This is a genomic window from Rhizobium sp. NPDC090275 (assembly GCF_044772225.1).
Lineage (GTDB): Bacteria > Pseudomonadota > Alphaproteobacteria > Rhizobiales > Rhizobiaceae > Rhizobium.
On sequence record NZ_JBIVYL010000002.1, the window covers coordinates 24,757 to 50,460 of the forward strand.

General features: G+C 62.3%; 27 protein-coding genes. 5 read left to right on the forward strand and 22 right to left on the reverse strand.

Features of this window, described 5'->3' with window-relative positions:
* Nucleotides 1–22 precede the first annotated feature (22 nt).
* Nucleotides 23–643: a LysE/ArgO family amino acid transporter gene (locus tag ACIQUB_RS04270; RefSeq protein ID WP_113008443.1), complete on the forward strand. Its 621-nt coding sequence runs from the start codon at nt 23–25 to the stop codon at nt 641–643.
* Here ACIQUB_RS04270 and ACIQUB_RS04275 read toward each other — a convergent pair whose 3' ends face one another.
* The 5 genes from ACIQUB_RS04275 to ACIQUB_RS04295 form a co-directional block, all read right to left on the reverse strand.
* Complete coding sequence (locus tag ACIQUB_RS04275) at nt 644–781, reverse strand: hypothetical protein (protein WP_018898789.1); 138 nt, start codon at nt 779–781, stop codon at nt 644–646.
* Between the two features lie 159 nt (nt 782–940).
* Complete coding sequence (gene pssA, locus ACIQUB_RS04280) at nt 941–1,789, reverse strand: CDP-diacylglycerol--serine O-phosphatidyltransferase (RefSeq protein WP_018898788.1); 849 nt, start codon at nt 1,787–1,789, stop codon at nt 941–943.
* Nucleotides 1,790–1,809: 20 nt separating this feature from the next.
* Complete coding sequence (locus tag ACIQUB_RS04285; protein ID WP_402928753.1) at nt 1,810–2,592, reverse strand: phosphatidylserine decarboxylase; 783 nt, start codon at nt 2,590–2,592, stop codon at nt 1,810–1,812.
* Nucleotides 2,593–2,627: 35 nt separating this feature from the next.
* Nucleotides 2,628–4,505, reverse strand: a complete 1,878-nt coding sequence (locus tag ACIQUB_RS04290) for an ABC transporter ATP-binding protein/permease (RefSeq protein WP_113237350.1) — start codon at nt 4,503–4,505, stop codon at nt 2,628–2,630.
* Between the two features lie 210 nt (nt 4,506–4,715).
* Complete coding sequence (locus tag ACIQUB_RS04295) at nt 4,716–6,701, reverse strand: Ig-like domain-containing protein (protein WP_113237349.1); 1,986 nt, start codon at nt 6,699–6,701, stop codon at nt 4,716–4,718.
* 155 nt (nt 6,702–6,856) lie between these two features.
* Here ACIQUB_RS04295 and ACIQUB_RS04300 point away from each other — a divergent pair, with 155 nt between their 5' ends.
* Nucleotides 6,857–7,480 (forward strand): TIGR00730 family Rossman fold protein, encoded by a 624-nt coding sequence (locus ACIQUB_RS04300; RefSeq protein ID WP_026283057.1) that lies wholly within the window; start codon nt 6,857–6,859, stop codon nt 7,478–7,480.
* A gap of 11 nt (nt 7,481–7,491) precedes the next feature.
* Here the strand turns inward: ACIQUB_RS04300 and rarD are convergent, their stop codons facing one another.
* On the reverse strand, nt 7,492–8,406 hold the full coding sequence (gene rarD / locus ACIQUB_RS04305) for an EamA family transporter RarD (protein WP_113237348.1): 915 nt from the start codon (nt 8,404–8,406) through the stop codon (nt 7,492–7,494).
* A 114-nt stretch (nt 8,407–8,520) separates the two neighbouring features.
* Between rarD and ACIQUB_RS04310 the strand changes: the two genes are divergently transcribed.
* A complete protein-coding gene (locus ACIQUB_RS04310; RefSeq protein WP_402928756.1) occupies nt 8,521–9,396 on the forward strand; it encodes a protein-L-isoaspartate O-methyltransferase in 876 nt (291 codons plus the stop codon).
* A gap of 6 nt (nt 9,397–9,402) precedes the next feature.
* Here ACIQUB_RS04310 and cimA read toward each other — a convergent pair whose 3' ends face one another.
* The 6 genes from cimA to cysS all read right to left on the reverse strand — a co-directional run bounded on the left by cimA (nt 9,403) and on the right by cysS (nt 15,177).
* A complete protein-coding gene (gene cimA / locus ACIQUB_RS04315; RefSeq protein WP_113237346.1) occupies nt 9,403–11,016 on the reverse strand; it encodes a citramalate synthase in 1,614 nt (537 codons plus the stop codon).
* A 247-nt stretch (nt 11,017–11,263) separates the two neighbouring features.
* The gene (gene pip, locus ACIQUB_RS04320) at nt 11,264–12,223 is read right to left on the reverse strand and encodes a prolyl aminopeptidase (protein ID WP_113237345.1); all 960 of its coding nucleotides are present in this window, start codon (nt 12,221–12,223) and stop codon (nt 11,264–11,266) included.
* The gene (locus ACIQUB_RS04325; protein WP_113237344.1) at nt 12,220–12,696 is read right to left on the reverse strand and encodes a GFA family protein; all 477 of its coding nucleotides are present in this window, start codon (nt 12,694–12,696) and stop codon (nt 12,220–12,222) included. The genes pip and ACIQUB_RS04325 overlap by 4 nt, the downstream gene beginning before the upstream one ends.
* A complete protein-coding gene (locus ACIQUB_RS04330; RefSeq protein ID WP_113237343.1) occupies nt 12,693–13,172 on the reverse strand; it encodes a GFA family protein in 480 nt (159 codons plus the stop codon). Before ACIQUB_RS04330 ends, ACIQUB_RS04325 begins: the two co-directional genes overlap by 4 nt.
* A complete protein-coding gene (locus ACIQUB_RS04335) occupies nt 13,169–13,537 on the reverse strand; it encodes a DUF559 domain-containing protein (protein WP_113237342.1) in 369 nt (122 codons plus the stop codon). Before ACIQUB_RS04335 ends, ACIQUB_RS04330 begins: the two co-directional genes overlap by 4 nt.
* Nucleotides 13,538–13,770: 233 nt before the next feature.
* Nucleotides 13,771–15,177: a cysteine--tRNA ligase gene (gene cysS / locus ACIQUB_RS04340; protein WP_402928757.1), complete on the reverse strand. Its 1,407-nt coding sequence runs from the start codon at nt 15,175–15,177 to the stop codon at nt 13,771–13,773.
* A 350-nt stretch (nt 15,178–15,527) separates the two neighbouring features.
* On the opposite strand from cysS, the gene ACIQUB_RS04345 reads away from it, so the two are divergent.
* Nucleotides 15,528–16,280 carry a GH25 family lysozyme gene (locus ACIQUB_RS04345; RefSeq protein WP_113236597.1) on the forward strand — a complete coding sequence of 251 codons (753 nt, stop codon included), beginning with the start codon at nt 15,528–15,530 and terminating at the stop codon, nt 16,278–16,280.
* A 10-nt stretch (nt 16,281–16,290) separates the two neighbouring features.
* On the opposite strand, the gene ACIQUB_RS04350 is transcribed toward ACIQUB_RS04345, so the two are convergent.
* From ACIQUB_RS04350 to ACIQUB_RS04395, 10 genes are all read right to left on the reverse strand, one after another.
* Complete coding sequence (locus ACIQUB_RS04350; RefSeq protein ID WP_113236596.1) at nt 16,291–17,031, reverse strand: SDR family NAD(P)-dependent oxidoreductase; 741 nt, start codon at nt 17,029–17,031, stop codon at nt 16,291–16,293.
* A gap of 70 nt (nt 17,032–17,101) precedes the next feature.
* Nucleotides 17,102–18,592, reverse strand: a complete 1,491-nt coding sequence (purF, locus tag ACIQUB_RS04355) for an amidophosphoribosyltransferase (protein WP_113236595.1) — start codon at nt 18,590–18,592, stop codon at nt 17,102–17,104.
* A 146-nt stretch (nt 18,593–18,738) separates the two neighbouring features.
* Nucleotides 18,739–19,365: a CvpA family protein gene (locus ACIQUB_RS04360; protein ID WP_018898772.1), complete on the reverse strand. Its 627-nt coding sequence runs from the start codon at nt 19,363–19,365 to the stop codon at nt 18,739–18,741.
* A 93-nt stretch (nt 19,366–19,458) separates the two neighbouring features.
* Nucleotides 19,459–20,862: a DNA repair protein RadA gene (gene radA, locus ACIQUB_RS04365; protein WP_018898771.1), complete on the reverse strand. Its 1,404-nt coding sequence runs from the start codon at nt 20,860–20,862 to the stop codon at nt 19,459–19,461.
* Nucleotides 20,863–20,866: 4 nt separating this feature from the next.
* Entirely contained in the window at nt 20,867–21,181 is a 315-nt protein-coding gene (locus tag ACIQUB_RS04370) for a type II toxin-antitoxin system RelE/ParE family toxin (protein WP_402928759.1), read from the reverse strand.
* Nucleotides 21,178–21,432, reverse strand: coding sequence for a type II toxin-antitoxin system ParD family antitoxin (locus ACIQUB_RS04375; RefSeq protein ID WP_113236594.1), 255 nt, complete (start codon nt 21,430–21,432; stop codon nt 21,178–21,180). The genes ACIQUB_RS04370 and ACIQUB_RS04375 overlap by 4 nt, the downstream gene beginning before the upstream one ends.
* 53 nt (nt 21,433–21,485) lie before the next feature.
* Entirely contained in the window at nt 21,486–22,655 is a 1,170-nt protein-coding gene (gene alr / locus ACIQUB_RS04380; RefSeq protein ID WP_113236593.1) for an alanine racemase, read from the reverse strand.
* 81 nt (nt 22,656–22,736) lie between these two features.
* Nucleotides 22,737–23,099, reverse strand: coding sequence for a transcriptional regulator (locus tag ACIQUB_RS04385; RefSeq protein WP_113236592.1), 363 nt, complete (start codon nt 23,097–23,099; stop codon nt 22,737–22,739).
* Nucleotides 23,096–23,386: a DUF6516 family protein gene (locus ACIQUB_RS04390; protein ID WP_113236591.1), complete on the reverse strand. Its 291-nt coding sequence runs from the start codon at nt 23,384–23,386 to the stop codon at nt 23,096–23,098. The genes ACIQUB_RS04385 and ACIQUB_RS04390 overlap by 4 nt, the downstream gene beginning before the upstream one ends.
* Nucleotides 23,387–23,436: 50 nt before the next feature.
* Complete coding sequence (locus tag ACIQUB_RS04395; protein ID WP_113236590.1) at nt 23,437–24,930, reverse strand: replicative DNA helicase; 1,494 nt, start codon at nt 24,928–24,930, stop codon at nt 23,437–23,439.
* A gap of 329 nt (nt 24,931–25,259) precedes the next feature.
* Here ACIQUB_RS04395 and ACIQUB_RS04400 point away from each other — a divergent pair, with 329 nt between their 5' ends.
* On the forward strand, nt 25,260–25,703 hold the full coding sequence (locus tag ACIQUB_RS04400; RefSeq protein ID WP_026283054.1) for a MarR family winged helix-turn-helix transcriptional regulator: 444 nt from the start codon (nt 25,260–25,262) through the stop codon (nt 25,701–25,703).
* The last annotated feature ends 1 nt before the right edge of the window (nt 25,704 follow it).

Sequence of the window (25,704 nt, forward strand, 5' to 3'; positions counted from 1 at the left end):
GCAGTCACATCCGGAAAATCACATGTTCTCCATTTCGGCCGCGCTCTCCGGTCTCTTCCTCGGCGCTTCCCTCATCATCGCCATCGGCGCCCAGAACGCATTCATTCTGAGGCAGGGATTGCTGCGCTCGCATGTCTTCATCCTGTGCCTGATCTGCGCCCTGTCGGATGCGCTGCTGATTGCAGCAGGCGTCGCCGGTCTCGGCACGCTCGTCTCGCAATCGCCGACGCTGATTACCGTCGTCAGCCTCGGAGGCATGCTGTTTCTCGGCACTTACTCGTTCATGGCATTCCGGCGCGCGCTTCACCCCGGCGCCATCGAGGCGGGAACGCCGGAGCCGTTGGGGCTGAAGGCGGCGGTGGCCACGTGCCTGGCCTTCACTTTCCTCAATCCGCACGTCTATCTCGACACGGTCGTTCTGCTCGGCAGCCTGTCTGCCGCCTATCACGGTGCGGATCGCCTGGCTTATGGCCTCGGGGCCGCGGCTGCGTCATTCATCTGGTTTTTCGGTCTGGGCTACGGTGCGCGTCTGCTGCAACCGGTCTTTGCCAAACCCGCCGCATGGCGGGTTCTCGACGTGCTCATCGGCATCGTCATGGCGCTTCTGGCCATCAGCCTCGGCGCCCGTGTCCTGACGTCGTGATCAGGCGATCTTCTTCGCGAGTGCCGGCTTCTTCAGCATCAGCGCCGCAGCCAGAACTGCCTTCAGGCCGAGCGGGCGGTAGTGCGCGCTGAGATCGGTCTTTGCAGGCTGTTCCACATTCGTCTTCTTCGGGGTCACGTTACTCTCCTTAACTTCTGTCCCTAGACTCTTATATTTATTGCTCTTTTGCCCGAAATAGCGACAAAATGGAGGCAAGACACATCATGATTTGTGTCGCCAAACCATAATTCGCGAGGCTTGAGCGGAGCGGGACAGGTCAGGATTGCTGGGGAATCGTCAGATGTGACGGCCGATATCGTCTTCGCCGACGCCCGGCTCTTCGATCGTCAGCGTCCCGTATTTGCGCTTCCATTTGCGAGCGCCGAACGGCAGCGTGCAGAGGTAGACCACGGCGGTGAGCGACATGACTTCCCAGGTGAAACTGGAGAGCATGGCGACGTAAAGCACCACGCCAAGCATCATCGGTAGCACCAGATCACGCCGAAGCTTGGTGCCCTCGGACTTGCCGGACCACACCGGCAGGCGGCTGATGAGCAGGAAGGCGATGAGTACCGTGTAGGCGGCCGAGAGATAGCCGAAGGTCTTGTCGGTGGTCATCCCGAGGAAGCCGAGATAGACCGGCAGAAGCACCAGCATGGCGCCGGCAGGCGCGGGCACGCCGACGAAATATTCAGACTGCCAGCTCGCCTTGTTCTCGCGCTCAGACATCACATTGAAGCGCGCCAGCCGCAGGCCGGCAGCGATGGCATAGATGAGAGCTGCGATCCAGCCGAGCGAGCGCGCCTGATCCAGCGCGAAGACATAGACGACCAGCGCCGGTGCAACGCCGAAATTGACGATATCCGCCAGCGAATCCATCTGCGCGCCGAACTTCGACGTCGCCTTCATCAGTCGCGCGACGCGCCCATCGATGCCATCGAGGAAGGCGGCGACCAGAACCATGCCGACGGCTAGCTCGTAGCGGTTTTCGAAGGCGAGCCGAATGCCGGTCAGGCCGGCGCAGATGGCAAGGATGGTGATCAGGTTGGGAACGACCAGCCGCAATGGAATCTCGCGAAGCCGAGGACCACGACCCGAATCATCGGGTGGGCCATTGGGTTCGAAAGGCGGGAAGGGCGTTTCCATGATCGCGCTCCTAGTGGTTCTCAGGCGCGGCGGCTGACGACAGGGCCCTTGGCGGAGCCGAATTCGGCCAGCACCGTTTCGCCCGCGATGGCCGTCTGGCCGAGCGTGACGCGCGGCTGCGCGCCCTCGGGAAGGAAGATGTCGAGGCGCGAGCCGAAGCGGATCAGGCCGAAGCGCTCGCCGGCATCCAGCGGTTCATTGGCGTTGGCCCAGCAGAGAATGCGGCGCGCCACGAGGCCGGCGATCTGCACCACGCCGATCTGGCCATGGGCGGTTTCGATGACGAGGCCGTTGCGCTCATTGTCTTCGCTGGCCTTGTCGAGCTCGGCGTTGACGAAGCTTCCCGAGCGATAGTTGACGCTGACGATGCGACCGCGCATCGGCGCGCGGTTCACATGGCAGTTGAAGACGTTCATGAAGACGGAGATGCGCAGCATCGGGGCCGAGCCGAGATTGAGCTCCGCCGGCGGCACGACCAACTGCACGGACGATACCTTGCCGTCTGCGGGCGAGATCACCAGATCGTCGTCCTGCGGCGTCATGCGCTCCGGATCACGGAAGAAATAGGCGCACCACAGCGTCAGGATCAGGCCGATCCAGAACAGCGGCTTGAAGATCCAGCCGAGAATGAGGGAGGCCACGAAGAAGGCCGCGATGAAGGGATAACCTTCCTTGTGCACCGGAACGATCGTGTTGCGTACCGTATTGAACAAGCTCATGTATGCCGCTCTCCTAGCGTTTTCGTCTCCGCTGGTTACAGGGAAACACTCTTGGGGGCAATGCCGATGCCCTCTCATGCACATCTAAGCTTGCTGATGAACGGCAAGCGTCTGCGGGCTTAGGTTGCCGGTGCCAGCCGATTGACCACGCCGAGATCGTCGTTCTCGCGCACCTGCTTCAGATGTTCCTCGGCCTGTGTCGCCTCGCGCTGGCGGCTCCACATCGAGGCGTAGAGGCCGTTCTTCAGCAATAGCTCCGCATGGGTGCCACGCTCGGCGATCTCGCCGGCCTTCAAGACGATGATCTCGTCGGCGCCGATCACGGTCGAAAGACGGTGGGCGATGACCAGCGTCGTGCGGTTCTTGGAGACGACGTCGAGCGCGGTCTGGATCTCGCGTTCCGTCGTGGTGTCGAGCGCCGATGTCGCCTCGTCGAGGATGAGGATTGGCGGGGCCTTCAGGATCGTGCGGGCAATGGCCACGCGCTGCTTCTCGCCGCCCGAAAGCTTCAACCCGCGCTCGCCGACCATGGTGTTGAAGCCTTCCGGCAGAAGGTCGATGAAGTGGGCGATCTGCGCGATCTCGGCCGCGGTCTTGACCTCGGCTTCGGTGGCCGACGGCCGGCCGTAGCGGATGTTGTAGGCAACGGTGTCGTTGAAGAGCACGGTATCCTGCGGCACCATGCCGATCGCGGTGCGCAGGCTCTTCTGCGTGACCCCACGCACGTCCTGGCCGTCGACGGTGATCGACCCGCTCTGGATGTCATAGAAGCGATAGAGCAGCCGCGACATGGTCGACTTGCCGGCCCCCGACGGCCCGACGATCGCCACCGTTTTCCCAGCAGGCACGTCGAACGAGATGCCCTTCAGGATCGGGCGGGCCGGGTCGTAGGCGAAATGCACGTCCTTGAACGAGATGGCGCCTTGCTCGATGTTCAGCGGCTTGGCATCGGGTGCATCCTTCACCTCGGCCTGCACTTCGAGCAGATCGAACATCTGCTCGATATCAGTCAGGCCCTGGCGGATTTCGCGGTACACGAAGCCGATGAAATTGAGCGGCACCGAGAGCTGCAGCAGCATGGCGTTGACGAAGACGAAGTCGCCGACGGTCTGCTCGCCGCGCTGTACGGCCAGCGCCGAGAGAATGAGCATCACGGTCGTGCCGAGGCCGAAGATCACGCCCTGGCCGAAGTTGAGCCAGCCGAGCGACGTCCAGACGCTGGTCGCCGCCTTCTCGTAACGCGCCATCGACGTATCGAAGCGCTTGGCTTCCATGTCCTCGTTGCCGAAATATTTGACCGTCTCGAAGTTCAGAAGCGAATCGATCGCCTTGGTGTTGGCGTCGGTATCGCTGTCGTTCATCGTCTTGCGGATGGAGATGCGCCAGTCGCTGGCGCGGATGGTGAACCAGATATAGGCCCAGACGGTGAAGGCCGTGACTGCGAGGTAGGAGAAGCCGTAGCCCCACCAGAAGATGATGGCGGTGAGCAGGAATTCGATCAGTGTCGGCACGGAGTTCAGGATCGTGAAGCGCACGATCGTCTCGATGCCCTTCGTGCCGCGCTCGATGATCCGCGACAGCCCGCCCGTCTTGCGTTCCAGGTGAAAGCGCAGCGACAACTCGTGCATATGCACGAAGGTCTTGTAGGCAAGCTGGCGCACCGCATACTGGCCGACGCTCGCAAACAGCGCGTCGCGCAGCTGGTTCAGGGCCAGCTGGATCAGCCGGGTGAGGTTATAGGCGATGACGAGCGCGATGGCACCGACGAGAAGATCAGGCACCTTGCCCGGAAGGTCAGACTTGCCGTTCAGCGCATCCGTCGACCACTTGAAGAAATATGGCACGAGCAGCAGCACGAACTTCGACACCAGCAGGTAAACCGATGCCCAGACGACCCGCATCTTCAGATCGCCGCGCCCCGTCGGCCACATGTAGGGCCAGAGATTGAAGAGGGTCCGCAACAGATTGGAGTCTGAAACTGTCTTGCCGTTTGCCATGCATGTCTCCGGCCCGCGTCAGGCCCTGGAAGTGTCGGGTTGCCGGCAAAGAGGGGAAGGGCGCAACGCAAAGTCGCCGCCTGACATGATCGCCGTCAACGCCAAATAGGGTTGCGGGCGGAGCAATACAACAGAAGAAGATCAAAGGAAAAGAGAGGCCGGCAATCATATCGATGCCGGCCCCGGTAATCTTCAATATTCTTGTCTGTCCTAGAGATGCTCGCCCGAAAGACGCTTGCGGTGCATCTCTTCTGCGTTTGGCAAGGCGTCCTTCGGAAGGCCGAAGACCTGGCCCGGCAGAATGCGGTCGGGATTGACGATCTTGTCCTCGTTGGCGACGTAGATCGTCGTGTAGCGCACGCCCGCGCCATAGATGCGGCGCGAGATCTGCCACAGCGTATCGCCACGGCGAATGATCACGGTTTCCTTGCTTTCCTGCAGCGGCGCCTGCTCGATGGTTGCGGGACCGGCATCGCCGCTAGCAACCTCGTTTGCAGGGGCAGCCGGTGCCGCGGGTGCAGCCGGCGGTGCCGTCATATCGGCCACCATCTGACCGAGCTTGGCGAGTGCGGCGCCGACCGAGCTGGCGTCGCGCGGCAGCGATTGCAGCAGCTTCAGCGCATCGCTTGCCTTCATCGAAGCGGTGGTGACCCGCTCCTTGAAGTCGGTTGTCGCATCGGCAGCTGCACGGAAATCGACGATCGACTTCAGCGCGAACTCGTTGGCCGAGCGGGCGGCGGCGAGCTGCTCGTTGCCGGGCACCTTGCCGTCGCTGAACAGGCCGCTCAGAAGCGCGAATGCCTTGGCCGCATCGTTCTTCAGCTTGCCGAGCGCGCCTTCGTCGAGCGAGACCATCGGCGTCGCCGCGTTGCCCGTGGGCGTGCCGGACTGCGCCGCCACCGTGACCTGGTTGCCTTCAGGGCGGTTGAAGTTGACCGAAGCGCGAACCAGCACCTTGCCGGCCGCATCGACGACGTCGACGCGAATCTTGTGGTCGCCGACGGCAAGCGGCATCACGCCGTCGATGACGAAGTGTCCATCCGCGCCGGCCTTGGCCTTGCCGATCAGCTTGTCGTCGGCATAGCCGAACACGTTGGCCTGAGGCTTCGCGGTGCCGGCGACGAAGATCTTGTCGCCTTCGATTTCGACGGCATTGACACGGACATCAGCCGGTGCGGCTGCCATAGCCGGGGCGGTTGCCGTCTCTGATGTCGCTGGAGCCTGTGCCTGCGGCGCTGCCGAGGCCTGGTCGGTCGCGGCAGTGTCGTTGGCGGCTGCCGGAGGCGTTACACCGGGAGCGGTGATGATGCGGCTGGCGGCACCCGGCTTGGAGACCATGGCGAGCAGCTGCGATGCATTGCCGTCCTTGGGGATCGAAATCGTGGCGATCTCTTCCGAGGTCGTGACCTTGCCGTCCTTGGCAGTCGCGCGAAGCTGCAGCTGGTGGTCGCCGGCGGCAAGCGGATTGTCGAGAACCGCGACGAAATCGCCATTGTCGCCGACATCCGTACCCATCAGCACCTTGTCGCCATCGAGGATTTCAAGCTTGCTGTTCGGCTCGGCGGAACCGGCGATGACGGTGGAGCCGTCTGGCTCGACGCGCAATACATCGAAGGTCGGCAGCTTCGGACCTTCGGCAACCGGCGCGGCCGCGTTGTCCTGCGTCTGAGGTGCCGCGGGCTCCGGCGCGCCCGTTAGGGCCGCTTCGGCACGTGCAATCGCGGCTGCTGCGTCGGCGATGTTTTCGGGCAGCGACTGGATGATGGAGAGCGCCTTGGCGGCGCCGGCCTTGGCCTTGTCGATCGCAGCCGTGGTGATCGGGTTGGTACCCTCGGGGGTCGCGAAATCGGCGAGTGCCTGAAGCGCGCCGATCGTCTTCGTCTTGGCGCTTGCGAAAACGTCGTCCGTCGGGCCCTTGCCGTCGGCAAACAGCGCCTTAAGTTCGCCAAGTGCCTGTCCGGCTGCCGTCGTCAGGCCGCCGAGCTTCTGAGCGGTCGCGGCATCGTCGGGCGCCGACGGACGCGAGGTCTTGGCGGATTCGGTTACGGTTTTCTTGACCTCGGAGCTTGCCTGATTGATTGCGTCACCGACCTTGCCGGCATCGCCACCGATACGGGGCATGACGACAAAGACCATCAACAGAATTGCGATTACAAGCACTGCAAGGGCCAGCAAGCCGGCACGGTTTTTCATCATCAGGTCTCCCCAAGCGGCAATCTTGCCAGACTTCCTGAAATTGCTAGCGATTCCCGTTGCTTTGCACAAGCAGTCAAAGTAGCCGGGCAAATGTAAGATGTATGTTTTCCGTCATTTTTCTTGACTGGACCCAGAGAGAATAGTTGTTTGCTCCCATGACAGATCAATCTCATTCCATTCGCTCCATCTGTGTCTATTGCGGTTCGCGCCCCGGCAGCGACCCAAGCCACATGGCCGCCGGCCGCGCGCTAGGCAAGGAGATCGCCGATTACGGCCTGCGCCTGATCTATGGCGGCGGCACCAAGGGGATCATGGGGGCGGTTGCGAGCGGTACGCTCTCGAACGGCGGTCAGGTGACCGGCATCATTCCCGAATTCCTGATCGACATGGAGGCGACCCGCCACTCCCTCGGCCAGCTCAACGAGTTGATTGTAACGCCTGACATGCATGCGCGCAAACACACGATGTTCGAGCGCTCGGATGCCTTCGTGGCGCTTCCGGGCGGCATCGGCACGCTGGAGGAAATCATCGAGATCATGACCTGGGCGCAGCTCGGCCGTCACGAGAAGCCGATGATCTTCGCCAACATCAACGGCTTCTGGGACCCGATGATGGAGCTCCTGCGCCACATGACGGACGAGGGCTTCATCCACACCGCCCACCGGGTGCAGCCGCTGGTCATCGACTCTATCGAAGAGATCATCCCGGCGATCATGGCGCAGGCCGCCGAAGTCGCGAGCGACCGCGACGGCGAGGAAGCCGTTATCTCGAAATTGTAATAAGCGGGGGCTTATCGCCCCCGACTGCCTCTCAGCATCGACCACGTATAGAGGAAAAGTCCCGCCCAGATCAGCGGGAAGGCAATCATGCGCGCGGTGCCGAGCGGCTCCTTGAAGATGAAGACGGCGATCAGGAAGATCATCGTTGGCGCAATATATTGCATGATGCCTATCGTCGAGAGCTTCAGGAGCTTGGCGCCGTTGGCATAGATCATCAGCGGGACAGCAGTGATCAAACCACAGCCGAGCAGAAGCGCGGTATCCGCCCAGCCCGTGCGGTAGAAATGGCCGGCTCCGCTGCCGAATTCCAGGTAGAGGACGTAGAAGAGGGCCGGGACGCTGAGGATCAGCACCTCAAGGAAGAACCCCTGGTTCGGTCCGAGCGGCAAGGTCTTGCGAAACAGCGCGTAGAGACCCCAGGAGATGGTCAGCGTCAGCGAAATCCACGGAATGCCGCCGCTATCGACCGCGAGCACGACGACGGCGAGACCCGCCAGCACGATCGCGCCGATCTGCGCCGGCCGCAACTTCTCTTTGAGCACCACCGCGCCGAGGAAGATACTGAACAGCGGATTGATGAAATAGCCGAGTGCGGCATCCAGCGAATGCCCGGCGCCGATCGCCCAGACATAGGTCCCCCAGTTGACCGTGATCAGCGATGCCGTGAGTGCGGCCATCGCCAGCATGCGCGGAGAGCGCAGCGCGATGCGAATATCCTGCGTGCGGCCGAGCACGATGAGCACGATGCCGGCAAGCGGCAGCGACCAGAGGATGCGATGCGCGATCACCTCTGCCGGAGAGATATGTGCGACTGCCTTCATGTAGATCGGCAGGAAGCCCCAGAGCAGATAGGCCGTAAGCGCGAAGGCGAAGCCACGCGGACTGTCCTCGTTTTTCACGAGGGGAATGCTTGCATCGGCAGACATTGGGTGTTTCCATTGGTTCTTATGATTGGCACCCGATTAGCGCAAAGGCCGTGAATAGGCCAATTCATTTCATTGAAGCGATATTCGCTATTGCTGAATTATCAGGATGCAACCGTGGATCAAGCCGAGCTGAAAATCTGCCGCCGTGCTTATGCCGTGCAAATGCTGGCCAAAGCGGGTGTCGATCGGGATGAAGACCTGCTGAACGCGTTCTCCACCGTGTCGCGCGAGGATTTCCTGGGGCCGCCGCCGTGGAAGATGCGGGACGGGAAGCGTTACGTCGAGGTACCCTCAAGCGATCCTGTCGTTCTCTACCAGGACCTGCTCTTCGCGCTGCAGGCCGATCGCCAGGTCAACAATGGCAGCCCGAGCCTGCACGCAGGCGCCTTGCACCGACTGGCGCTGCGCAAGGGCGAAACGGTCTGCCACATCGGCGCTGGCAGCGGCTATTATACCGCCATCATCGCCGAAATCGTCGGCGAGACCGGCCGTGTGGTGGCCGTCGAGTTCGATGCGGAGCTGGCGCGCGACGCCAGGCGCAATCTTGAGCGATATGCAAATGTCGAGGTCGTTCAAGGAGACGGTCTCGAATGGCCTCGCGAGCCTGCGGATGCCGTCTACGTGAACTTCGCGCTGCACCACCCCGCCGAACCCTGGATCGACAAGCTCGCGACAGGTGGGCGCCTGCTGTTTCCGCTTGGCACGCCCGCCATGGGTGCCGAAGGCCGCTTGCTCGGCGTCACGTCGCAGGCCGCCTTCTTCCTCATCGGCAGGGAGGGGGATGAATTGAGCGCCCGCTTCCTGCAGCCGGTCAATTTCGTCTGGGGCGAGGGGATCTCGGGCGAACTCTCGACCTACGCCGCGCTCGATCGCGCCTTCCACGCCGGCGGGCTCAACCGCATTCACGCGCTGCGCTGGAATGCGGTCAAGACCGAGCAGGAGTGGTACTCGCAAGAGCGCTGGGGCCTCGTCATGGCCGCGCTTCATTGAGCGTTCCTATTCGGCCGCGATCTTGCCCGCCAGCTGTCGGTTCTTCATCAGCTTGTAGATGACCGAATCCATCAGCGCCTGGAACGAGGCGTCGATGATGTTCTCCGACACGCCGACCGTCCACCAGCGCACGCCGTCGCTGTCGGTGGATTCGATGAGCACGCGGGTAATCGCTTCCGTGCCGCCATTGAGAATACGCACCTTGAAGTCGGCAAGAACCAGATCGTCGATTTCGTGCTGGTACTTGCCGAAATCCTTGCGCAGCGCGAGGTCGAGCGCGTTGACCGGGCCATCGCCTTCCGCAACCGACATGATGGTCTGGCCATCGACGCCGAGCTTCACGACTGCCTCTGAAACGATCTTCACCTTGCCATGCGAATCGAAGCGCCGCTCGACCATCACCCGGAAACCCTCGACCGAGAAGAACTCGGGGATCGTGCCGAGCGTGCGGCGGGCGAGCAACTCGAAGCTGGCATCCGCACCTTCATAGGCGTAGCCGGAGGCCTCGCGCTCCTTGACGAGCGAGATCAGCCGGTCGAGCTTCGGGTCGTCCTTGCCCACCTCGATGCCGCGACGCTTCAGCGCGTTGATGAAATTCGCCTTGCCACCCTGGTCCGACACCATGACCTTGCGGAAGTTGCCGACGCTCTCGGGCGTCACATGCTCGTAGGTGCGCGGGTCCTTCAGGAGCGCGGAAGCATGGATGCCGGCCTTGGTCGCGAAGGCGGATGCGCCGACATAGGGCATCTGGTGATCGGGCGAACGGTTCAGCAGTTCGTCGAAAGCATGCGACAGCCGCGTCAGGTTGAGAAGACGTTCGGGGTCGATGGCGGTCGTGAAGCGTGAGGAGTAAGTCTCCTTCAGCGCCAGCGTCGGGATCAGCGTCACCAGATTGGCATTGCCGCAGCGCTCGCCGATGCCGTTGAGGGTGCCCTGGATCTGCCGTACGCCGGCCTCGACTGCGGCCAGCGAATTGGCGACCGCCTGGCCGGTATCATTGTGGGCATGGATGCCAAGACAGTGCCCGGGAACGCCGGATGCGATCACCGCCTCGACGATCGCGCGGATCTCGGGCGGCTGCGTGCCGCCGTTGGTGTCGCAAAGCACGACCCACCGCGCGCCGGCATCATGGGCCGCCTTGGCGCAGGCGAGCGCATACTGAGGGTTGGCCTTGTAGCCGTCGAAGAAATGCTCGCAATCGACCATCGCCTCCTTGCCCGCCGCGACCACGGCGTTGACGCTTTCCGAGATGCTCTCGAGGTTCTCCTCGTTGGAACAGCCGAGCGCGACCTTGACGTGATAGTCCCAGCTCTTGGCGACGAGACAGACCGCGTCGCTCTTTGCCTGCAGGAGACCGGTGAGCCCCGGATCGTTAGAAGCCGAAACGCCCGCGCGCTTGGTCATGCCGAAGGCGACGAAGGAGGCGTTGCGGGTGCGCTTTTCGTTAAAGAAAGCCGTATCCGTCGGGTTGGCACCCGGATATCCGCCCTCGATATAGTCCAGCCCGAACTCGTCGAGCATGGTGGCGATGGCGATCTTGTCCTCGACGGAAAAATCGATGCCCGGCGTCTGCTGTCCGTCGCGCAGCGTGGTGTCGAAGAGATAGATACGGTCTTTCATGTCTGTTCCTCCCGGTGGCCGGGTGTGTTGTAAAGTTCAGCGTTGTGCGGAAGCCCCCTCATCCGGCTGCCGCCACCTTCTCCCCGTGGGGGAGAAGAGACTCGTTGATATCCCTCGCTCATCGAGCGACGGTACCGTTGGAGCGACGTCGGTGCATCACGTCTCTTCTCCCCAACGGGGAGAAGGTGCCGGCAGGCGGATGAGGGGCCGCGGGCACAGTTGCCTCAGCTCCTCACCCGCAGTTCCCTCAGTTCTTCCCCGCAAACATATCCGTCGCCCGGATCAGCCTGTCGAGAATCCCCGGCTCCGAGTAAGCATGTCCCGCACCCTCGATCAGGTGAAAATCCGCCTTCGGCCAGGCCTTGTGCAGCGCCCAGGCATATTTGGCCGGGCAGGGCATGTCGTAGCGGCCGTGGACGATGAGGCCGGGAATATCCTTCAGCTTGTGGGCGTCGCGGAGAAGCTGGCCCTCTTCCATCCAGCCGGCATTGACGAAGAAGTGGTTCTCGATGCGCGCAAAGGCATAGGCGAACTCGGCGTCTTCGAACTTGCCGCTGGTCGAAGGCTCCGGCATCAGCGTAATCGTCTCGCCTTCCCAGATGCTCCAGGCCTTCGCCGCTTCCAGCCGCACCGCCTTGTCCTCATGGGTCAACCGGCGGTGATAGGCGTGCATCATCTCATGCCGCTCGTTCTCAGGGATCGGCGCGATGAAGCGCTCCCACTTGTCGGGAAACATTTCGGAGACGCCGAACTGATAGTACCAGTCGAGCTCGGCCCTAGTCAGCGTATAGATCCCGCGCACGATCAGTTCCGATACGCGCTCCGGATACTTCTCGGCATAGGCGAGCGCCAGCGTCGATCCCCAGGAGCCGCCGAATACCTGCCATTTTTCGGCGCCGGCCATCTCGCGCAGCCGCTCGATGTCTGAAACGAGGTGCCAGGTGGTGTTGGCATTGAGATCGGCATGCGGCGTCGAGCGGCCGCAGCCGCGCTGGTCGAACAGCGTCACGTCATAGAGCGCGGGATCGAACAGCCGGCGATGGCTCGGCGCGATGCCGCCGCCGGGGCCGCCATGCAGGAACACGGCTGGCTTCGCGCCAGGCGTGCCCGAGCGTTCCCAATAGATCACATGCCCGTCGCCGACATCGAGATGGCCCGATGCATAGGGTTCGATTTCGGGATAGAGCGTTCGGAGAACTTCGGTCATATTTTCACGCCTTGGGCTGGCCAGATATTGGTATCGTGATCGGGGTGCTGAAAGGAGATGATCGCCTCCTGCCGCGCGTAGAAATCGGGGTCCTTGTGCACAGGCTGGTCGAAGATCGTCTCGACCCAGGGGGTGCGCGCCTCGTAGTTCACCTGGACCTGCGGTGCGAGATCGCTGCGGTCGTCGAAAGTGCCGATCGCAAGCTCAAGCCCGCCAGGATGCCTGTAGATCATCGGCGTGCCGCAATCCTTGCAGAAGCCGCGCTCGATATTGACGGAAGACTGGAAATAGCTCGGCGCCCCGCGCGTCCACTCCATGCCTTCTTCAGGTGTCGTCACCAGCGCCGAGAAGAACCCGCCGAACTGCTTCTGGCACATGCGGCAATGGCAGATCGACGGTCGCCCGAGCTTGCCCGAGATACGAAAACGCACTGCGCCGCATTGGCATCCGCCGGTTCGGATGGGTTCGCTCATGATGATGCTCCAGATGGCCATTCGGCCGTGTCGTGGTCGGGGTGTTGGTAGGAAACGAGATCGAGCACGAAAGGTGCTGCCTCGGCATCGTCTTCGGTCACCCGCGCCGGCAGTTCGTGCAGGTGGTCGACGAAATCGATCTTGCGCTCGGTGCCGAACTGGATAATGGGCGGCAGCGCCGAGGGATCGTCGAAGGCACCGGCGGCAATCGCAATCCCATCCGGCGCCTCATAGGTGAGCGGCGTGCCGCAATCAGCGCAGAAGCCGCGCTCGACGACGTTGGACGATTGAAACCGCTTCCGCTCGCCCCGCGTCCATTCAAGCTCGGCGCCACGCACCGATACCAGCGGCGCATAGTAGGCACCGAAGGCCTTCTGGCACATGCGGCAATGACAGATCGAGGAGTCCTTGAGCGTCCCCCGGACCCGGAAACGGATCGCGCCGCACTGGCAGCCGCCGGTGTAGGTTGAGGTCATGAGCTGTGCCTTCCTATGATTGTCAGGATATGCAGGCAGACATTGTCGATGTCGTGCAGGACGTCGTCGTTCCAGAAGCGCAGAACTGTCCAGTCGTCCGCTTCGAGGCGATGTGTCCTCGCTTCGTCATGCTCAGCGTTCGGTTCGCGCGCATGTTGCGAGCCATCGATCTCGATGATCAGCCGATGTTGGGGGCAGGCGAAATCGACGATGAAGCCTGCGACCGGGACCTGTCTGCGAAAGCCGAGGCCCATCAGCCTGTGGGCGCGCAGTTCGTTCCAGAGCTTCAGTTCAGCTTCGGTCAGCGCCTTGCGCATGCGCTTGGCATTGGCCCGGCGCTGCGGGGGAACGGGGGCATGGGTCATCGCATGCTCCTTCGTTAGCGCAGGGGGCGTGTTACCCCCCTCTGTCCTGCCGGACATCTCCCCCACAAGGGGGGAGATCGGATAGTAGCGATCGCTCGTCCCTACGCAACGTTGAGTGAACTCGAAGCGTTGATGGCTGGGCGATGCGGCCACGCCCAGCCGATCTCCCCCCTTGTGGGGGAGATGCCCGGCAGGGCAGAGGGGGGTATCGCGGGCCGCAGCGCTGACCATGACTACCGCTTCACCTCCCAAGTCGTCACCCGCTCGCCGGTCACCGCATCCTTGCCGTCCTTCAGTTGCACGCCCCCGGCCAGCAGCGTGTCGCGGATCTTGTCGGCCTCGGCGAAGTTCTTGGCCTTCAGCAGTTCCAACCGCGCCTTCACGCGCCGGTCGATCTCGATCGCCACCGCCTCATCGATCTCCGCCATCTCGGGCAAAAGACCGAGCAGGGCGGCACTGGCGGCGTAGGTCGGCAGCAGCGATTTGTCGGCGTTGGCTTCCTGTGCCAGCGCATGCAGCGCCTGCACGGCAGCCACCGTGTTGAGATCGTCGCGGAGCGCGCCGAGGACCGCCTCAGACGGTGCGGCGTCGCCGGCGTCCGCCGCCGGCCACTTTGCCAGCAGGCGTTCGGCCTCTTCCAGGCGCTTGACCGAAAAATCGATCGGCTCGCGGTAATGCGTCATCAGCATGGCAAGACGCAGCACCGCGCCCGGCCATTTGCGGCCGCCGAATTTCTCAGTTGCCAGCAATTCATTGATGGTGATGAAGTTGCCTTCCGACTTCGACATCTTGCGGCCTTCGACCTGCACGAAGCCGTTGTGCATCCACACATTCGCCATCACCTCGGTGCCATGCGCGCAGCGCGACTGGGCGATCTCGTTTTCATGGTGCGGGAAGATCAGGTCGAGCCCGCCGCCATGGATATCGAAGATGTCGCCGAGATAGCGCTGGCTCATCGCCGAGCACTCGATGTGCCAGCCGGGACGGCCGCGACCCCAGGGGCTTTCCCAGCCGGGCTCACTGTCGCTGGAGGCCTTCCAGAGAACGAAGTCGCCGGGGTTCTTCTTGTGCGCGTCGACCGCGATGCGGGCGCCCGCCTGCTGCTCGTCGAGCGGGCGCTTGGAAAGCTGTCCGTAGTCGGCCATCGACTTGGTGTCGAACAACACCTCGCCCTCGGCCTCATAGGCGTGCCCACGCGCAATCAACCGCCCGATGATCTCAATCATCTGCGCGATATTGTCGGTGGCGCGCGGCTCCACCGATGGCTCGAGGCAACCGAGTGCCGCCACGTCTTCGTGGAACTGCCGCGCCGTCTTCTCGGTCACCGCATGGATCGCGTCGTTGAGCGAAAGGCTCGGATGATCGCGCAACGCGCGGGCGTTGATCTTGTCGTCGACGTCGGTGATGTTGCGCGCATAGGTGACGTGGTCGTCGCCATAGACATGCTTCAGCAGCCGAAACAGAACGTCGAAGACGATGACGGGGCGGGCATTGCCGATATGGGCGAAGTCATAGACGGTCGGGCCGCAGACATACATGCGCACATTGTCGGCGTCGATCGGTGCGAAGCCCGTCCGTTCGCGCGTCAGCGTGTTGTACAGCTTGAGTTCCGGCGTCTTCGATCCCGACTGGCCGTTCATGTCTATTCTCCCAAAATGCCATAATCCGAAAAACAACGTATCGCGACCGGCGGGCCGGGGCGTTTGTCATCTTGGCGTATTGGGAGACGAAAACGGCCAGGCCAGCGAGCGCGCTAGCGAATAATCTTCCGGCAGATGATGCAGGTAACCGTCTTCATGGCGGGTTTTATGGCCCGGCTTCGGGCGTTGGTCAAGGGGGTGAGACGCGGTCGGGCGTAGCCCGAGCAATCGATCCAGCGAATCGATTGCAGCGTCGAACGCCCGGAGCGCAAGCGAAGGGCCGGGCGGTCACGACATCGCTCAGGCCCGCCCTATATCAGACAACAACGCCGGGCAAAGTGGAGCCACCATTGAAGCGAATAAACCAGGCAGTGCTTGCCGCCGTCCTTCTGGCTGTCGCTTCAGCCGCCTATCTGGCATACCATCGCGCCATGGCCCCTTTCTCACCACCCTCGCTTGCCGATTATCCGATCCAGGGCATCGATATCAGCCACCATCAGGGCGCGATCGATTGGAATGCGCTGGCCGCGCAGCCGAATGTCCGCTTTGCCATCATGAAGGCGACGGAAGGCGGGGATCATCGCGACACCCGCTTTGCCGAGAACTGGCAGGCGGCGAAGAATGCGGGCATCGTCAGGGGCGCCTATCACTTCTTCACCTTCTGCCGCCCCGGCCGCGATCAGGCGCAAAACGTGCTGGCGACGGTGCCTTCCGAACAGGGAACGCTTCCGCTTGCCATCGATCTCGAATTTACCGGCAATTGCGGCAAGGTGCCGACACGCGAGGAATTGATTGGTGAGCTCACGGCTTTCTTCGCGGAGCTAAACGGCGCCTATCCCGGCAAGCCGATCCTCTACGTCGATCAGCCCTTCTTCGATCAATATCTGAGAGGGCACGAGGAGATGTTTCCCGCGCACCATCTCTGGCTGCGAAGCATCGCTGGGGAGCCGTCGGTGGGCGATTGCTTGACATGGTCGATCTGGCAGTTCGCCGATACCGGCGGCATCGCCGGCATCCAGGGGCCTGTCGATCTCAACGCGCTTTGCCCGACCGAGCCCGACCTATCTGGCCTCTTCCGGACAGCAGCGCAAGCGCCGCGCTAGCCGAAACGGCTTAGCCGGGCATCTGGTAGCCGACGAGCTTGTTCTCGCGAACGATGAACAGCTTGCCTGTTTCGGTGTAGTCGGGAGCCAGAAGCGGCATCATCGCCTTGGCAACCTCGGAAGGGTGCGGCAGCGTTTCCGGATCTTCGCCCGGCACCGCCTGCGCGCGCATCGCCGTGCGCGTGGCGCCCGGATCGACGCTGGTGACGCGAAGCGGCGTGCTCTGCGTTTCGCCAGCCCAAGTGCGCGCCAAGGCCTCGACCGCAGCCTTGGACGCCGAATAGGCGCCCCAGAACGGACGGCAGCGATGGGCGGCAGCGGAAGACAGGATAACGGCGCGTCCGGCTTCGGAGCGCGTCAGCAGCGGATCGACCGAGCGGATCAGCCGCCACGTAGCCGTCACGTTGATGGTCATCACCTTCTCGAACACCTTCGCCTCGATATGGCCGATCGGCGAGATCACTCCGAGCACGCCGGCGTTGGCGACGAGAACGTCGAGCTTGCCCCAGCGTTCGAAGATCGAGGCGCCGAGCGCGTCGATGGCGTTCATGTCGGCAAGGTCAAAGGGCACCAGCGTCGCCGAGCCGCCGACGGCCTTGATCGCATCATCGAGATCCTCGAGGCCGCCGACCGTGCGGGCGCAGGCGACGACATGGGCGCCGGCCTTGGCAAGTTCGAGTGCGGTGAAATAGCCGATCCCGCGCGATGCGCCGGTGACGAGTGCGACCTTGCCGGTGAGATTGACGCTCATTGTAGCCTTATCCGTATGCGCGGGGAGGCGAGGGGCGCGATCGGCCCCTCGATCGAAAGGTCAGTCGAGATCAGCCGTTGCTGGCCATGACGGCGAGCTTGCGGACATTGCTGGTGCTGTCGTTGTCGAGCAGGCGGGTCGGGTAGTCACCGGTGAAGTAGTGGTCGGTGAATTGCGGATTGGCGGCGTCGCGGTTCTCGCCACCAACGGCGCGGTAAAGTCCGTCGATCGACAGGAACTCGAGCGAGTCGGCGCCGATATAGTCGCACATCGCCTGCAGGCTCGAATACTGGTTGGCGAGCAGCTTGTCGGCATCGGGCGTATCGATGCCGTAGAAGTCGGGGAAGTAGATCATCGGGCTGGCGACGCGGATATGCACTTCCTTGGCGCCGGCATCGCGGATCATCTGCACGATCTTCAGCGAGGTCGTGCCGCGCACGATCGAATCGTCGACGAGCACGACGCGCTTGCCCTCGATCGTCGCGCGGTTGGCCGAATGCTTCAGCTTCACGCCGAAGGCGCGGATTTGCTGCGTCGGCTCGATGAAGGTGCGGCCGACATAATGGTTGCGGATGATGCCGTATTCAAACGGGATGCCGCTCGCCTGGGCAAAGCCGAGTGCTGCCGGCGTGCCGCCATCGGGTACGGGCACGACGACGTCGGCCTCGACGGGGGCTTCCTTGGCAAGGTTGATGCCCATGTTCTTGCGCGCGGTATAGACGCTACGGCCGCCGACGACGGAATCGGGCCGGGCGAAATAGACATATTCGAACAGGCAGAGGCGTTCCGGCTTCGGCTGATCGGCCTTGCGGCTGTCGATGGTGATCGAGCCGTCGGGCTGGATTTCGCAGATGATGACTTCGCCGTTCTCGACGTCGCGAATGTACTTCGCGCCGATGATGTCGAGCGCACAGGTCTCGGAACAGAAGATCGGCTTGCCGTCGAGTTCGCCCATGACGAGCGGGCGGATGCCGATCGGGTCGCGCGCGGCGATCAGCTTCGTGCGGGTCATCGCCAGCATCGAGTAGCCACCTTCCATCTGGCGGATGGCGTCGATGAAGCGGTCGGAGGAGGATGTCTGCTTGGAGCGGGCAATCAGGTGCAGCACCACTTCGGTGTCCGACGTCGCCTGGAAGATGGCGCCATCGGCGATCAGCATGCGCCGCATCGTCAGGCCGTTGGTGAAGTTGCCGTTATGGGCAACGGCTATGCCGCCGACTTCGAGTTCGGCGAACAGCGGCTGCACGTTGCGCAGCGCCACTTCGCCCGTCGTGGAGTAGCGCGTGTGGCCGATCGAAATGAAGCCAGGGAGCTTCGCCAGCGTTGCCGGATCGGTGTAGTGGTCGCCGACGAGGCCCATGCGCTTTTCGGTATGGAACTGCTTGCCGTCGAAAGTGACGATGCCAGCCGCTTCCTGTCCACGATGCTGCAGAGCATGCAGCCCGAGTGCTGTCAGCGTTGCGCCATCGGGATGGCCGAGAACGCCGAAGACACCGCATTCCTCATGCAGCGTATCGCCATCGAGTTCGTCGTTGAGCGTGGAGGAATGGGACTGGTTCATTGCTGCGGGCCTTTGCTCTCACAAGAATGGAATGGCACTTCCGAAAACGGCGTAAGCCCGGCGGAGCGTGTGCCCGGCCGGACCTTTATTCGCGTCCCCCTCAAATGGCAACTGCCATAGGCTGGGTCAAGCTGTTGAACACTGCGTCAATTAGACGGCTGCTGTGCACCATTGGCAGGAGCGGGCGCGGCATCCTCGGCCGGCGCCTGATCGGAAGCCGGCGCATTGTCGCCTTCCGCATTGCCGCCCTGCGGCTGTAGTTTTTCCATCACGCTCGCGCGGATCACCTGGGCGAATTCAGCAGGCAGAACCGACTGCAGCTTCGTCACCATCGAATCCAGGAACGGCTTGGACTTGGCGTTGTTCACCCAGTTCGGACGGTGATCGACATCGACGAGCCAGTTCCAGAAAGCGGTGGCGACGACGAGCAGAAGTATGCCTCTTGCGGCGCCAAACAGGAAGCCCAAAGTACGGTCGAGCGCGCCGATGCGGCTGTCGATGATGAAATCGGCGATCTTCATGGTGATGAAGGAAATGACGATCAGCGCGATCAGGAACACGACCGCGGCCGAGCCGACCAGCGCGATGCGGTCATCGTCGGTGTACTTCTTGGCGTAGGGCACGAGATAGGGGTAGAAATAGTAGGCTGCGGCAGCCGAACCGCCCCAGCTTGCGATCGAAAGCACTTCGCGGGAGAAGCCGCGCACCATGGCGAGCACGGCGGAAAAAAGCACGACGCCGATGACAATACCGTCGAAAATCGTAATGGGCATATAAATCCAACTCCAGGACGGCCGCCAATTCGCAGCTCAGTCGCGCCTCATTGCGTGCATCCTATATCATCACCTGTTGCGGCGATGAAAGGATCAAACCTCTTCTTCCACACGTCTCAAAGCGCCCTTCGAGCCGGCGATCCGGGCGACCAGATCCGGCAGGCTTTCGATCTCGCTCCAGCGTCCGCCCGTGCCTTTCGGCAGTTCGGCGGACCCCGATGGAAGCAGCGCTGCAGAAAATCCGAGCTTCTCGGCTTCTTTGAGGCGCTGGTTCGTGTGCGCAACCGGCCGGACGGCGCCCGACAGGCTGACTTCGCCGAAATAGACACAATCGGCGGGAAGGGCAATACCGGCAAGCGACGAAACCAGCGCCGATGCGACCGCCACATCCGCTGCAGGCTCTGAAATCCGGTAGCCGCCGGCAATGTTGAGATAGACGTCGTGCTGCCCGAGCTTGACACCGCAATGCGCTTCGAGCACGGCGAGGATCATCGACAGCCGCGCCGAATCCCAGCCTACGATCGCGCGTCGCGGCGTACCGAGCGATGTCGGCGCCACCAGTGCCTGCACTTCGACGAGGATCGGCCGCGTGCCCTCGATGCCGGCGAAGACGGCAGCTCCAGGCGATTTCTCGTTGCGCTCGCCGAGGAAGAGCTCGGAAGGGTTCGCCACCTCGCGCAAGCCCTTGTCCGACATCTCGAACACGCCGATCTCGTCGGTCGGCCCGAAGCGGTTCTTGACGGTGCGCAGAATGCGGTAGTGGTGACCGCGGTCGCCCTCGAAATAGAGAACCGCATCGACCATGTGCTCGACCACGCGCGGACCGGCGATCTGCCCGTCCTTGGTCACATGGCCGACGAGCACCATGGCGGCACCCGTCTGCTTGGCAAACTTGATCATCGCCTGCACGCCGGTGCGCACCTGTGTCACGGTGCCCGGCGCGGATTCGGCCAGATCGCTCCACAGCGTCTGAATGGAATCGATGATGACGAGGTCGGGCCGCTTGCCTTCGGCCAGCGTCGCCAGAATATCCTCGACATTGGTCTCGGCTGCGAGCAGCACATCCGTATCCGCTGCCCCAAGGCGTTGCGCCCTGAGCCGCACCTGCGCCACGGCTTCTTCGCCCGAGACATAGATGATCCGATGCCCGCGCCGAGAAAGCGCCGCCGCCCCCTGCATGAGAAGCGTCGACTTGCCGATACCGGGATCACCACCGATCAGCACCGCCGAACCCCGCACGAAGCCGCCGCCCAGCGCTCGGTCGAGCTCGGATATGCCGGTATGGATGCGCGGCGCTTCCTCGATCTCGCCAGACAGCGCGGTCAGCGCTACTGGTCGGCCCTTCTTCGGCGTCTTCGCCGGCCCACCGCCGATCCCGCCCATAGGGTCTTCCTCGACGATGGTGTTCCACGCGCCGCAACCCTCGCACTTGCCGGCCCAGCGGCTATGGATGGTGCCGCAGCCCTGGCAGATGAATTGTGTTCTTGCTTTTGCCATGAGGTCAGTCGTTGCTTTCGCTGAAGTCGTCGGGGGTTATCAACTGGCGCCCGTGAACGACGCGCAGGACGTAAAGGGTGGAATCGGTGACGCGGAAATAGATGCAGCGACCTCTAAAGGGCATCGCGCGGAGTCCAGGGCGAACCCAGTTGCGGGACACGCCGGAACTTCCGGATCGCGCCATCTCTTTGATCTTTGTTTCTATGTCGGTCAGAAATTTAAGAGCCGCCGAAGGGTTTTGTTCGGCGACGTAGTTGTAAATTGCGGTTAGGTCAGTGATCGCGTCGGGAGAAAGTTCGAACCGTCTCCGATGTATCACGTCCGCTCCCGCGCTTTCCTTATGATGTAATCCGTGAGGCTGTCGTCTTCAGAGAAGCTCACGCCTTCGCCACGCGCAATCTGGCGTTCGGCGTCGTCGATCGCCCGTCTCAACTCCGTCAGCCTGCCTTCTTCGCTCCCCAAAAGCCGAAGGCCGGCGGCAACGACAGCGTCCGCGTCCTTGTAAAGGCCGGCTTTCACCTGGTCGTCGATGAAGTCACGCTGCTCCTGGTCGAGATGGATCTCAATCATTTCGATCTCCTTTTGTTCTCGTATAGCACAGGAGAATATCGCTTTCCAAGCCCCTAGCCGTCGTCCTCGCTGAGATACCGCTGCTCGTGGCGCAACCCCATGCTCGTCAGCACCTCGTAGCCGATCGTACCCGCCGCGCGCGCAACGTCGTCAACCGCGATGTTCTTCCCGAAAAGCTCGACATAATCGCCGGCGTTCACCGCTTTCGCGGGCAGGTCGGTGATATCGAAAATCGTCAGATCCATGGTCACCCGACCGGCAATCGGCACCCTGCGTCCGGCGATGAAGCCGTGGCCACCCTGCGGCGTCACCTGGCGCAGGGGCACGCCGCCGCTGGATTGGCTGCGCAGATAGCCGTCGGCGTAGCCCACCGAGGCGATGGCAAGGCGACTGTCGCGGGTGAGTTCCAGCGCGCGACCATAGCCAACGCCTTGACCGGCTTTGACATCGCGCACCTGAATGACACGCGCTTCCGCCGTCACAACAGGGCGCATCGGATTGGCCATCCCGCTCACCGCTTCCCCGCCGTAGAGAGCGATCCCGGGACGGGTCAGATCGAAGTGATAATCGCTGCCGAGGAAGATGCCGGCGGAGGCAGACAGGCTTGAATCGATACCTTCATAGGCGGCGCTAACCTTGCGGAATGATTCAAGCTGTTGCCTGTTCATCGCCGAGCTTGGGTCGTCGCCGCAGGCAAGGTGGCTCATGACCAGCACAGGCGCGAAACTCGCCGGACGCGACACATCGTCGGCGAGCGCGATCGCATCGTCCATATCGAGGCCAAGCCGGTTGAAACCGGTGTCGACATGCAGCGCGCAAGGATAATCGCCATACTCGGCGAGCACCGCCATCCAGAAGGCAAGCTGCTCTTCCGACGATACGACCGGCACGAGATCGTTCTCGAAAAAGCGCCGCTCGGTCCCCGGCCAGATGCCTGCGAGCACGAAGATGCGGGCATCAGGCGCATAGAGCCTGAGCGTCACACCTTCATCGACGGTCGCAACGAAGAAGTCCCGCGCGCCGGCCAGATAAAGCGCCTCTCCGGCGTCTTCCATCCCGGTACCGTAAGCATCGGCCTTGACCACGGCCGCCGCGCGCGCCTTGCCGGAACGGCGCGCCATGTCACGCCAATTGTCGGTCAGCGCGGCCAGATCCACCGTCAGGCGCAAACCCGCGGAGGCAAAGCGGTCTTCTTCTTCGTAGTTGTCGGTAAAATCGGTCATGATTCACATCTGCAGTGGAGGCGGAGGGATCCGCGCTCATTGTAAGGGTCGGATGATTACAGGGAAGAGACGGCGCTTTGCTCACGCAACGCTGCGAAGGTCGAAGTCAGCATGGATCACCTCATAGGGTACATGGATACGGCCTTCTTCATTGACCTCGACTAATCCCCATTCGATCAGCGCGGCTGCATCCTCATGGACCCGCTTGACGTCACGCGATAGCGCGGTGGCCAAGCCGCGATAGGTCGAAGGACCGATCGCCTGCAGGCGCTCGATCAAGGTCCAGCGTTTGGGCGTGAGCACCGAGAAGAGCTGTTCGGGCGATGAGAAGGTCAACAGGTGAGGTTGCGCTTCACCGCTGTTCCAGGCTTTGGCGAACCCATCGATCGCATTGCTGATCGCGGCGTCATCGTCTCTTTGAATTCGGATCGTTGCGGTGGTCATCTGCGCCGGCTCCTTCTGATGTCCACGTCTCGTCGAAAATCTTCGAGAAGTTTTTCGACGGTCGAGAACGCGTATGCCTCTTCACTGCCATCGAGGTGCTTGTGGTCGCCCTTGCCTCGCTCGTTGTCATACCCGACGACGCGTTGTCCGGGATAGCCATAGAAGAGGCTGTATTTGTAGTCGTGGGCACTACCCGGCACGGGCCGCGCGACTTTCCAGACGACCAACTCCTGGATGGCCCCATTCGACAACACGGACTTCGAGCGATAAAGCAGTTGCGCCCTCATGTTGGCGATAATGCCAACGCGAGGGCGCGGTGTCAAATTTGGTTAGGCTCTTACTGCTCTTCGTAATGCGTGAAGCTCGGCTCTGCCAGATCGGCGAAGCGGGTGAACTCCGACTGGAAGGCGAGCTTGACGGTGCCGGTCGGTCCGTGGCGCTGCTTGGCGATGATGACGTCGGCCGTGCCCTTCACCTTGTCGAACAGCGCTTCCCACTCCGGATATTTCGGATCGTGGATGTCGCGGGGCTCGAGGTTCTTGACGTAGTATTCCTCGCGAAACACGAAGAGCACGACGTCGGCGTCCTGCTCGATCGAGCCCGATTCACGAAGGTCGGAGAGCTGCGGGCGCTTGTCCTCGCGGCTTTCGACCTGACGCGACAGCTGCGACAGCGCGATGATCGGTACGTTCAGTTCCTTGCCGAGCGCCTTGAGGCCGGTCGTGATCTGGGTGATTTCCTGCACGCGGTTGTCGCCCTTGCCGGCGCCCGTCATCAGCTGGATGTAGTCCACCACAAGGCAATCGAGGCCGCGCTGGCGCTTCAGGCGGCGCGCGCGGGCGGATAGCTGGGCGATCGAGATGCCACCGGTCTGGTCGATATAGAGCGGCACCTTCTGCATCATCATCGAGCAGGCGACGAGCTTTTCGAAATCGGCGTCGTTGATGTCACCGCGGCGGATCTTCGACGAGGACACTTCCGTCTGCTCGGAGATGATACGGGTGGCCAGCTGTTCGGACGACATTTCGAGCGAGTAGAAGCCGACGACGCCGCCTTGTTTCGCCTTCATGCTGCCGTCGGATTGCACTTCGCCTTCGTAGGCGGCGGCGATGTTATAGGCGATGTTTGTCGCAAGCGAGGTCTTGCCCATACCCGGGCGTCCGGCAAGCACGATCAAGTCGGACCGCTGCAGGCCGCCCATCTTGCCGTCGAGCGACATGATGCCGGTCGAGATACCGGAAAGACCACCATCGCGCTCCTTGGCGACGGCAGCCATGTCGATCGCCAGCGCCACCGCGTCGTTAAACGCCTGGAAGCCGCCGTCGTAGCGGCCGTTTTCGGCAAGCTCGAACAGGCGGCGCTCGGTGTCTTCGATCTGAGCCTGCGGCGGCATGTCGAGCGGTGCGTCGTATGCGATGTTGACGACGTCCTCGCCGATGGTGATCAGCGCCCGGCGCAGCGCCAGATCGTAGATCGCGCGGCCGTAGTCCTCGGCGTTGATGATGGTCACGGCTTCGCGCGCGAGGCGGGCGAGGTACTCGGAGACCGTCATGTCGCCGACCTTCTCGTCGGCCTTCAGGAAGGTCTTGATCGTCACCGGATTGGCGATCTTGCCCATTCGGATGATATCGCCCGCAACTTCGAAGATCCTGCGGTGCAGCGGTTCGTAAAGATGCGGCGGCTTGAGGAAGTCCGACACCCGGTAATAGGCGTCGTTGTTCATCAGGATCGCGCCGAGAAGCGCCTGCTCGGCCTCGATGTTGTTGGGTGCTTCGCGGTAGTGCTGCTCCGGCTGGGCAACAGCGGCGATCTTTCGGGCGGCGTCGTTCATCTTGATCCGTTCTGTCTTATTCAGCTTCGGGTTTGCAGCCCACCAACGGCAAAATCAAGTGCTGAACATGGCACGCGGCCAAAACGCTTTGGCTTTGGCACGTTGTTCGACTTCTCCACAGCGCATCTTGCCATCACGCGAAAATACCGGCGGTGTAGCCTTCCGGACACGGTACAAAGCGACTCACGCGAATCAACGCGTTCGTGGTATTTTAGGCGTTGATAGGGGAGTGTGCACCGAGACTCTCGTCATCACCGCTTGAAAAACGTGGGAAATGACTGTAGGCATAAAAGATATAATAAGCACACTAATTAAATGGACTGATAAATATGACAAATGCGCCTCTCGGACGAGAGTTGATTGAAGATTTGGCGGCTTTCAACCGGAAGCTTAGAGCGGTTTTCGACAAGATCGTCCGGGAACGGAACATGACGCTGCCGCGGGCGCGGGTGTTTTTCACGCTGAACAAGAAGGACGGCATCAACCAGCGGGAGCTTGCCGATCGGCTGGAACTGGAAACGCCGACATTGGTCCGTATTCTGGACGCGATGGAAGGGCAGGGCTTCGTCGAGCGCCGCGTTGCAGGCTCCGATCGCCGCGCAAAGGAGATCTATATCACCGAGACAGGCAAGGTCGTCGCCGGCGAGATCGACGACATCGCCGTCAGCGTGCGCGCCCAGGTCATTGCCGGTATTCCCGAACGCGATCTGAGAACTACCTTGGATACGATACGGGCCATGCAGGCGAATTTGCAGGGCATTCGCGGAGTGTGAG

Excerpts from the sequence above, each read along its gene's own strand:
- ACIQUB_RS04270 (WP_113008443.1), top strand. The coding sequence starts at position 23 with ATGTTCTCCATTTCGGCCGCGCTCTCCGGTCTCTTCCTCGGCGCTTCC.
- pssA (WP_018898788.1), bottom strand. The coding sequence starts at position 1,789 with ATGGAAACGCCCTTCCCGCCTTTCGAACCCAATGGCCCACCCGATGAT.
- ACIQUB_RS04285 (WP_402928753.1), bottom strand. The coding sequence starts at position 2,592 with ATGTGCATGAGAGGGCATCGGCATTGCCCCCAAGAGTGTTTCCCTGTA.
- ACIQUB_RS04290 (WP_113237350.1), bottom strand. The coding sequence starts at position 4,505 with ATGGCAAACGGCAAGACAGTTTCAGACTCCAATCTGTTGCGGACCCTC.
- ACIQUB_RS04295 (WP_113237349.1), bottom strand. The coding sequence starts at position 6,701 with ATGATGAAAAACCGTGCCGGCTTGCTGGCCCTTGCAGTGCTTGTAATC.
- ACIQUB_RS04300 (WP_026283057.1), top strand. The coding sequence starts at position 6,857 with ATGACAGATCAATCTCATTCCATTCGCTCCATCTGTGTCTATTGCGGT.
- rarD (WP_113237348.1), bottom strand. The coding sequence starts at position 8,406 with ATGTCTGCCGATGCAAGCATTCCCCTCGTGAAAAACGAGGACAGTCCG.
- cimA (WP_113237346.1), bottom strand. The coding sequence starts at position 11,016 with ATGAAAGACCGTATCTATCTCTTCGACACCACGCTGCGCGACGGACAG.
- pip (WP_113237345.1), bottom strand. The coding sequence starts at position 12,223 with ATGACCGAAGTTCTCCGAACGCTCTATCCCGAAATCGAACCCTATGCA.
- ACIQUB_RS04325 (WP_113237344.1), bottom strand. The coding sequence starts at position 12,696 with ATGAGCGAACCCATCCGAACCGGCGGATGCCAATGCGGCGCAGTGCGT.
- ACIQUB_RS04330 (WP_113237343.1), bottom strand. The coding sequence starts at position 13,172 with ATGACCTCAACCTACACCGGCGGCTGCCAGTGCGGCGCGATCCGTTTC.
- ACIQUB_RS04335 (WP_113237342.1), bottom strand. The coding sequence starts at position 13,537 with ATGACCCATGCCCCCGTTCCCCCGCAGCGCCGGGCCAATGCCAAGCGC.
- cysS (WP_402928757.1), bottom strand. The coding sequence starts at position 15,177 with ATGAACGGCCAGTCGGGATCGAAGACGCCGGAACTCAAGCTGTACAAC.
- ACIQUB_RS04350 (WP_113236596.1), bottom strand. The coding sequence starts at position 17,031 with ATGAGCGTCAATCTCACCGGCAAGGTCGCACTCGTCACCGGCGCATCG.
- purF (WP_113236595.1), bottom strand. The coding sequence starts at position 18,592 with ATGAACCAGTCCCATTCCTCCACGCTCAACGACGAACTCGATGGCGAT.
- ACIQUB_RS04360 (WP_018898772.1), bottom strand. The coding sequence starts at position 19,365 with ATGCCCATTACGATTTTCGACGGTATTGTCATCGGCGTCGTGCTTTTT.
- radA (WP_018898771.1), bottom strand. The coding sequence starts at position 20,862 with ATGGCAAAAGCAAGAACACAATTCATCTGCCAGGGCTGCGGCACCATC.
- ACIQUB_RS04375 (WP_113236594.1), bottom strand. The coding sequence starts at position 21,432 with ATGATTGAGATCCATCTCGACCAGGAGCAGCGTGACTTCATCGACGAC.
- alr (WP_113236593.1), bottom strand. The coding sequence starts at position 22,655 with ATGACCGATTTTACCGACAACTACGAAGAAGAAGACCGCTTTGCCTCC.
- ACIQUB_RS04385 (WP_113236592.1), bottom strand. The coding sequence starts at position 23,099 with ATGACCACCGCAACGATCCGAATTCAAAGAGACGATGACGCCGCGATC.
- ACIQUB_RS04390 (WP_113236591.1), bottom strand. The coding sequence starts at position 23,386 with ATGAGGGCGCAACTGCTTTATCGCTCGAAGTCCGTGTTGTCGAATGGG.
- ACIQUB_RS04395 (WP_113236590.1), bottom strand. The coding sequence starts at position 24,930 with ATGAACGACGCCGCCCGAAAGATCGCCGCTGTTGCCCAGCCGGAGCAG.
- ACIQUB_RS04400 (WP_026283054.1), top strand. The coding sequence starts at position 25,260 with ATGACAAATGCGCCTCTCGGACGAGAGTTGATTGAAGATTTGGCGGCT.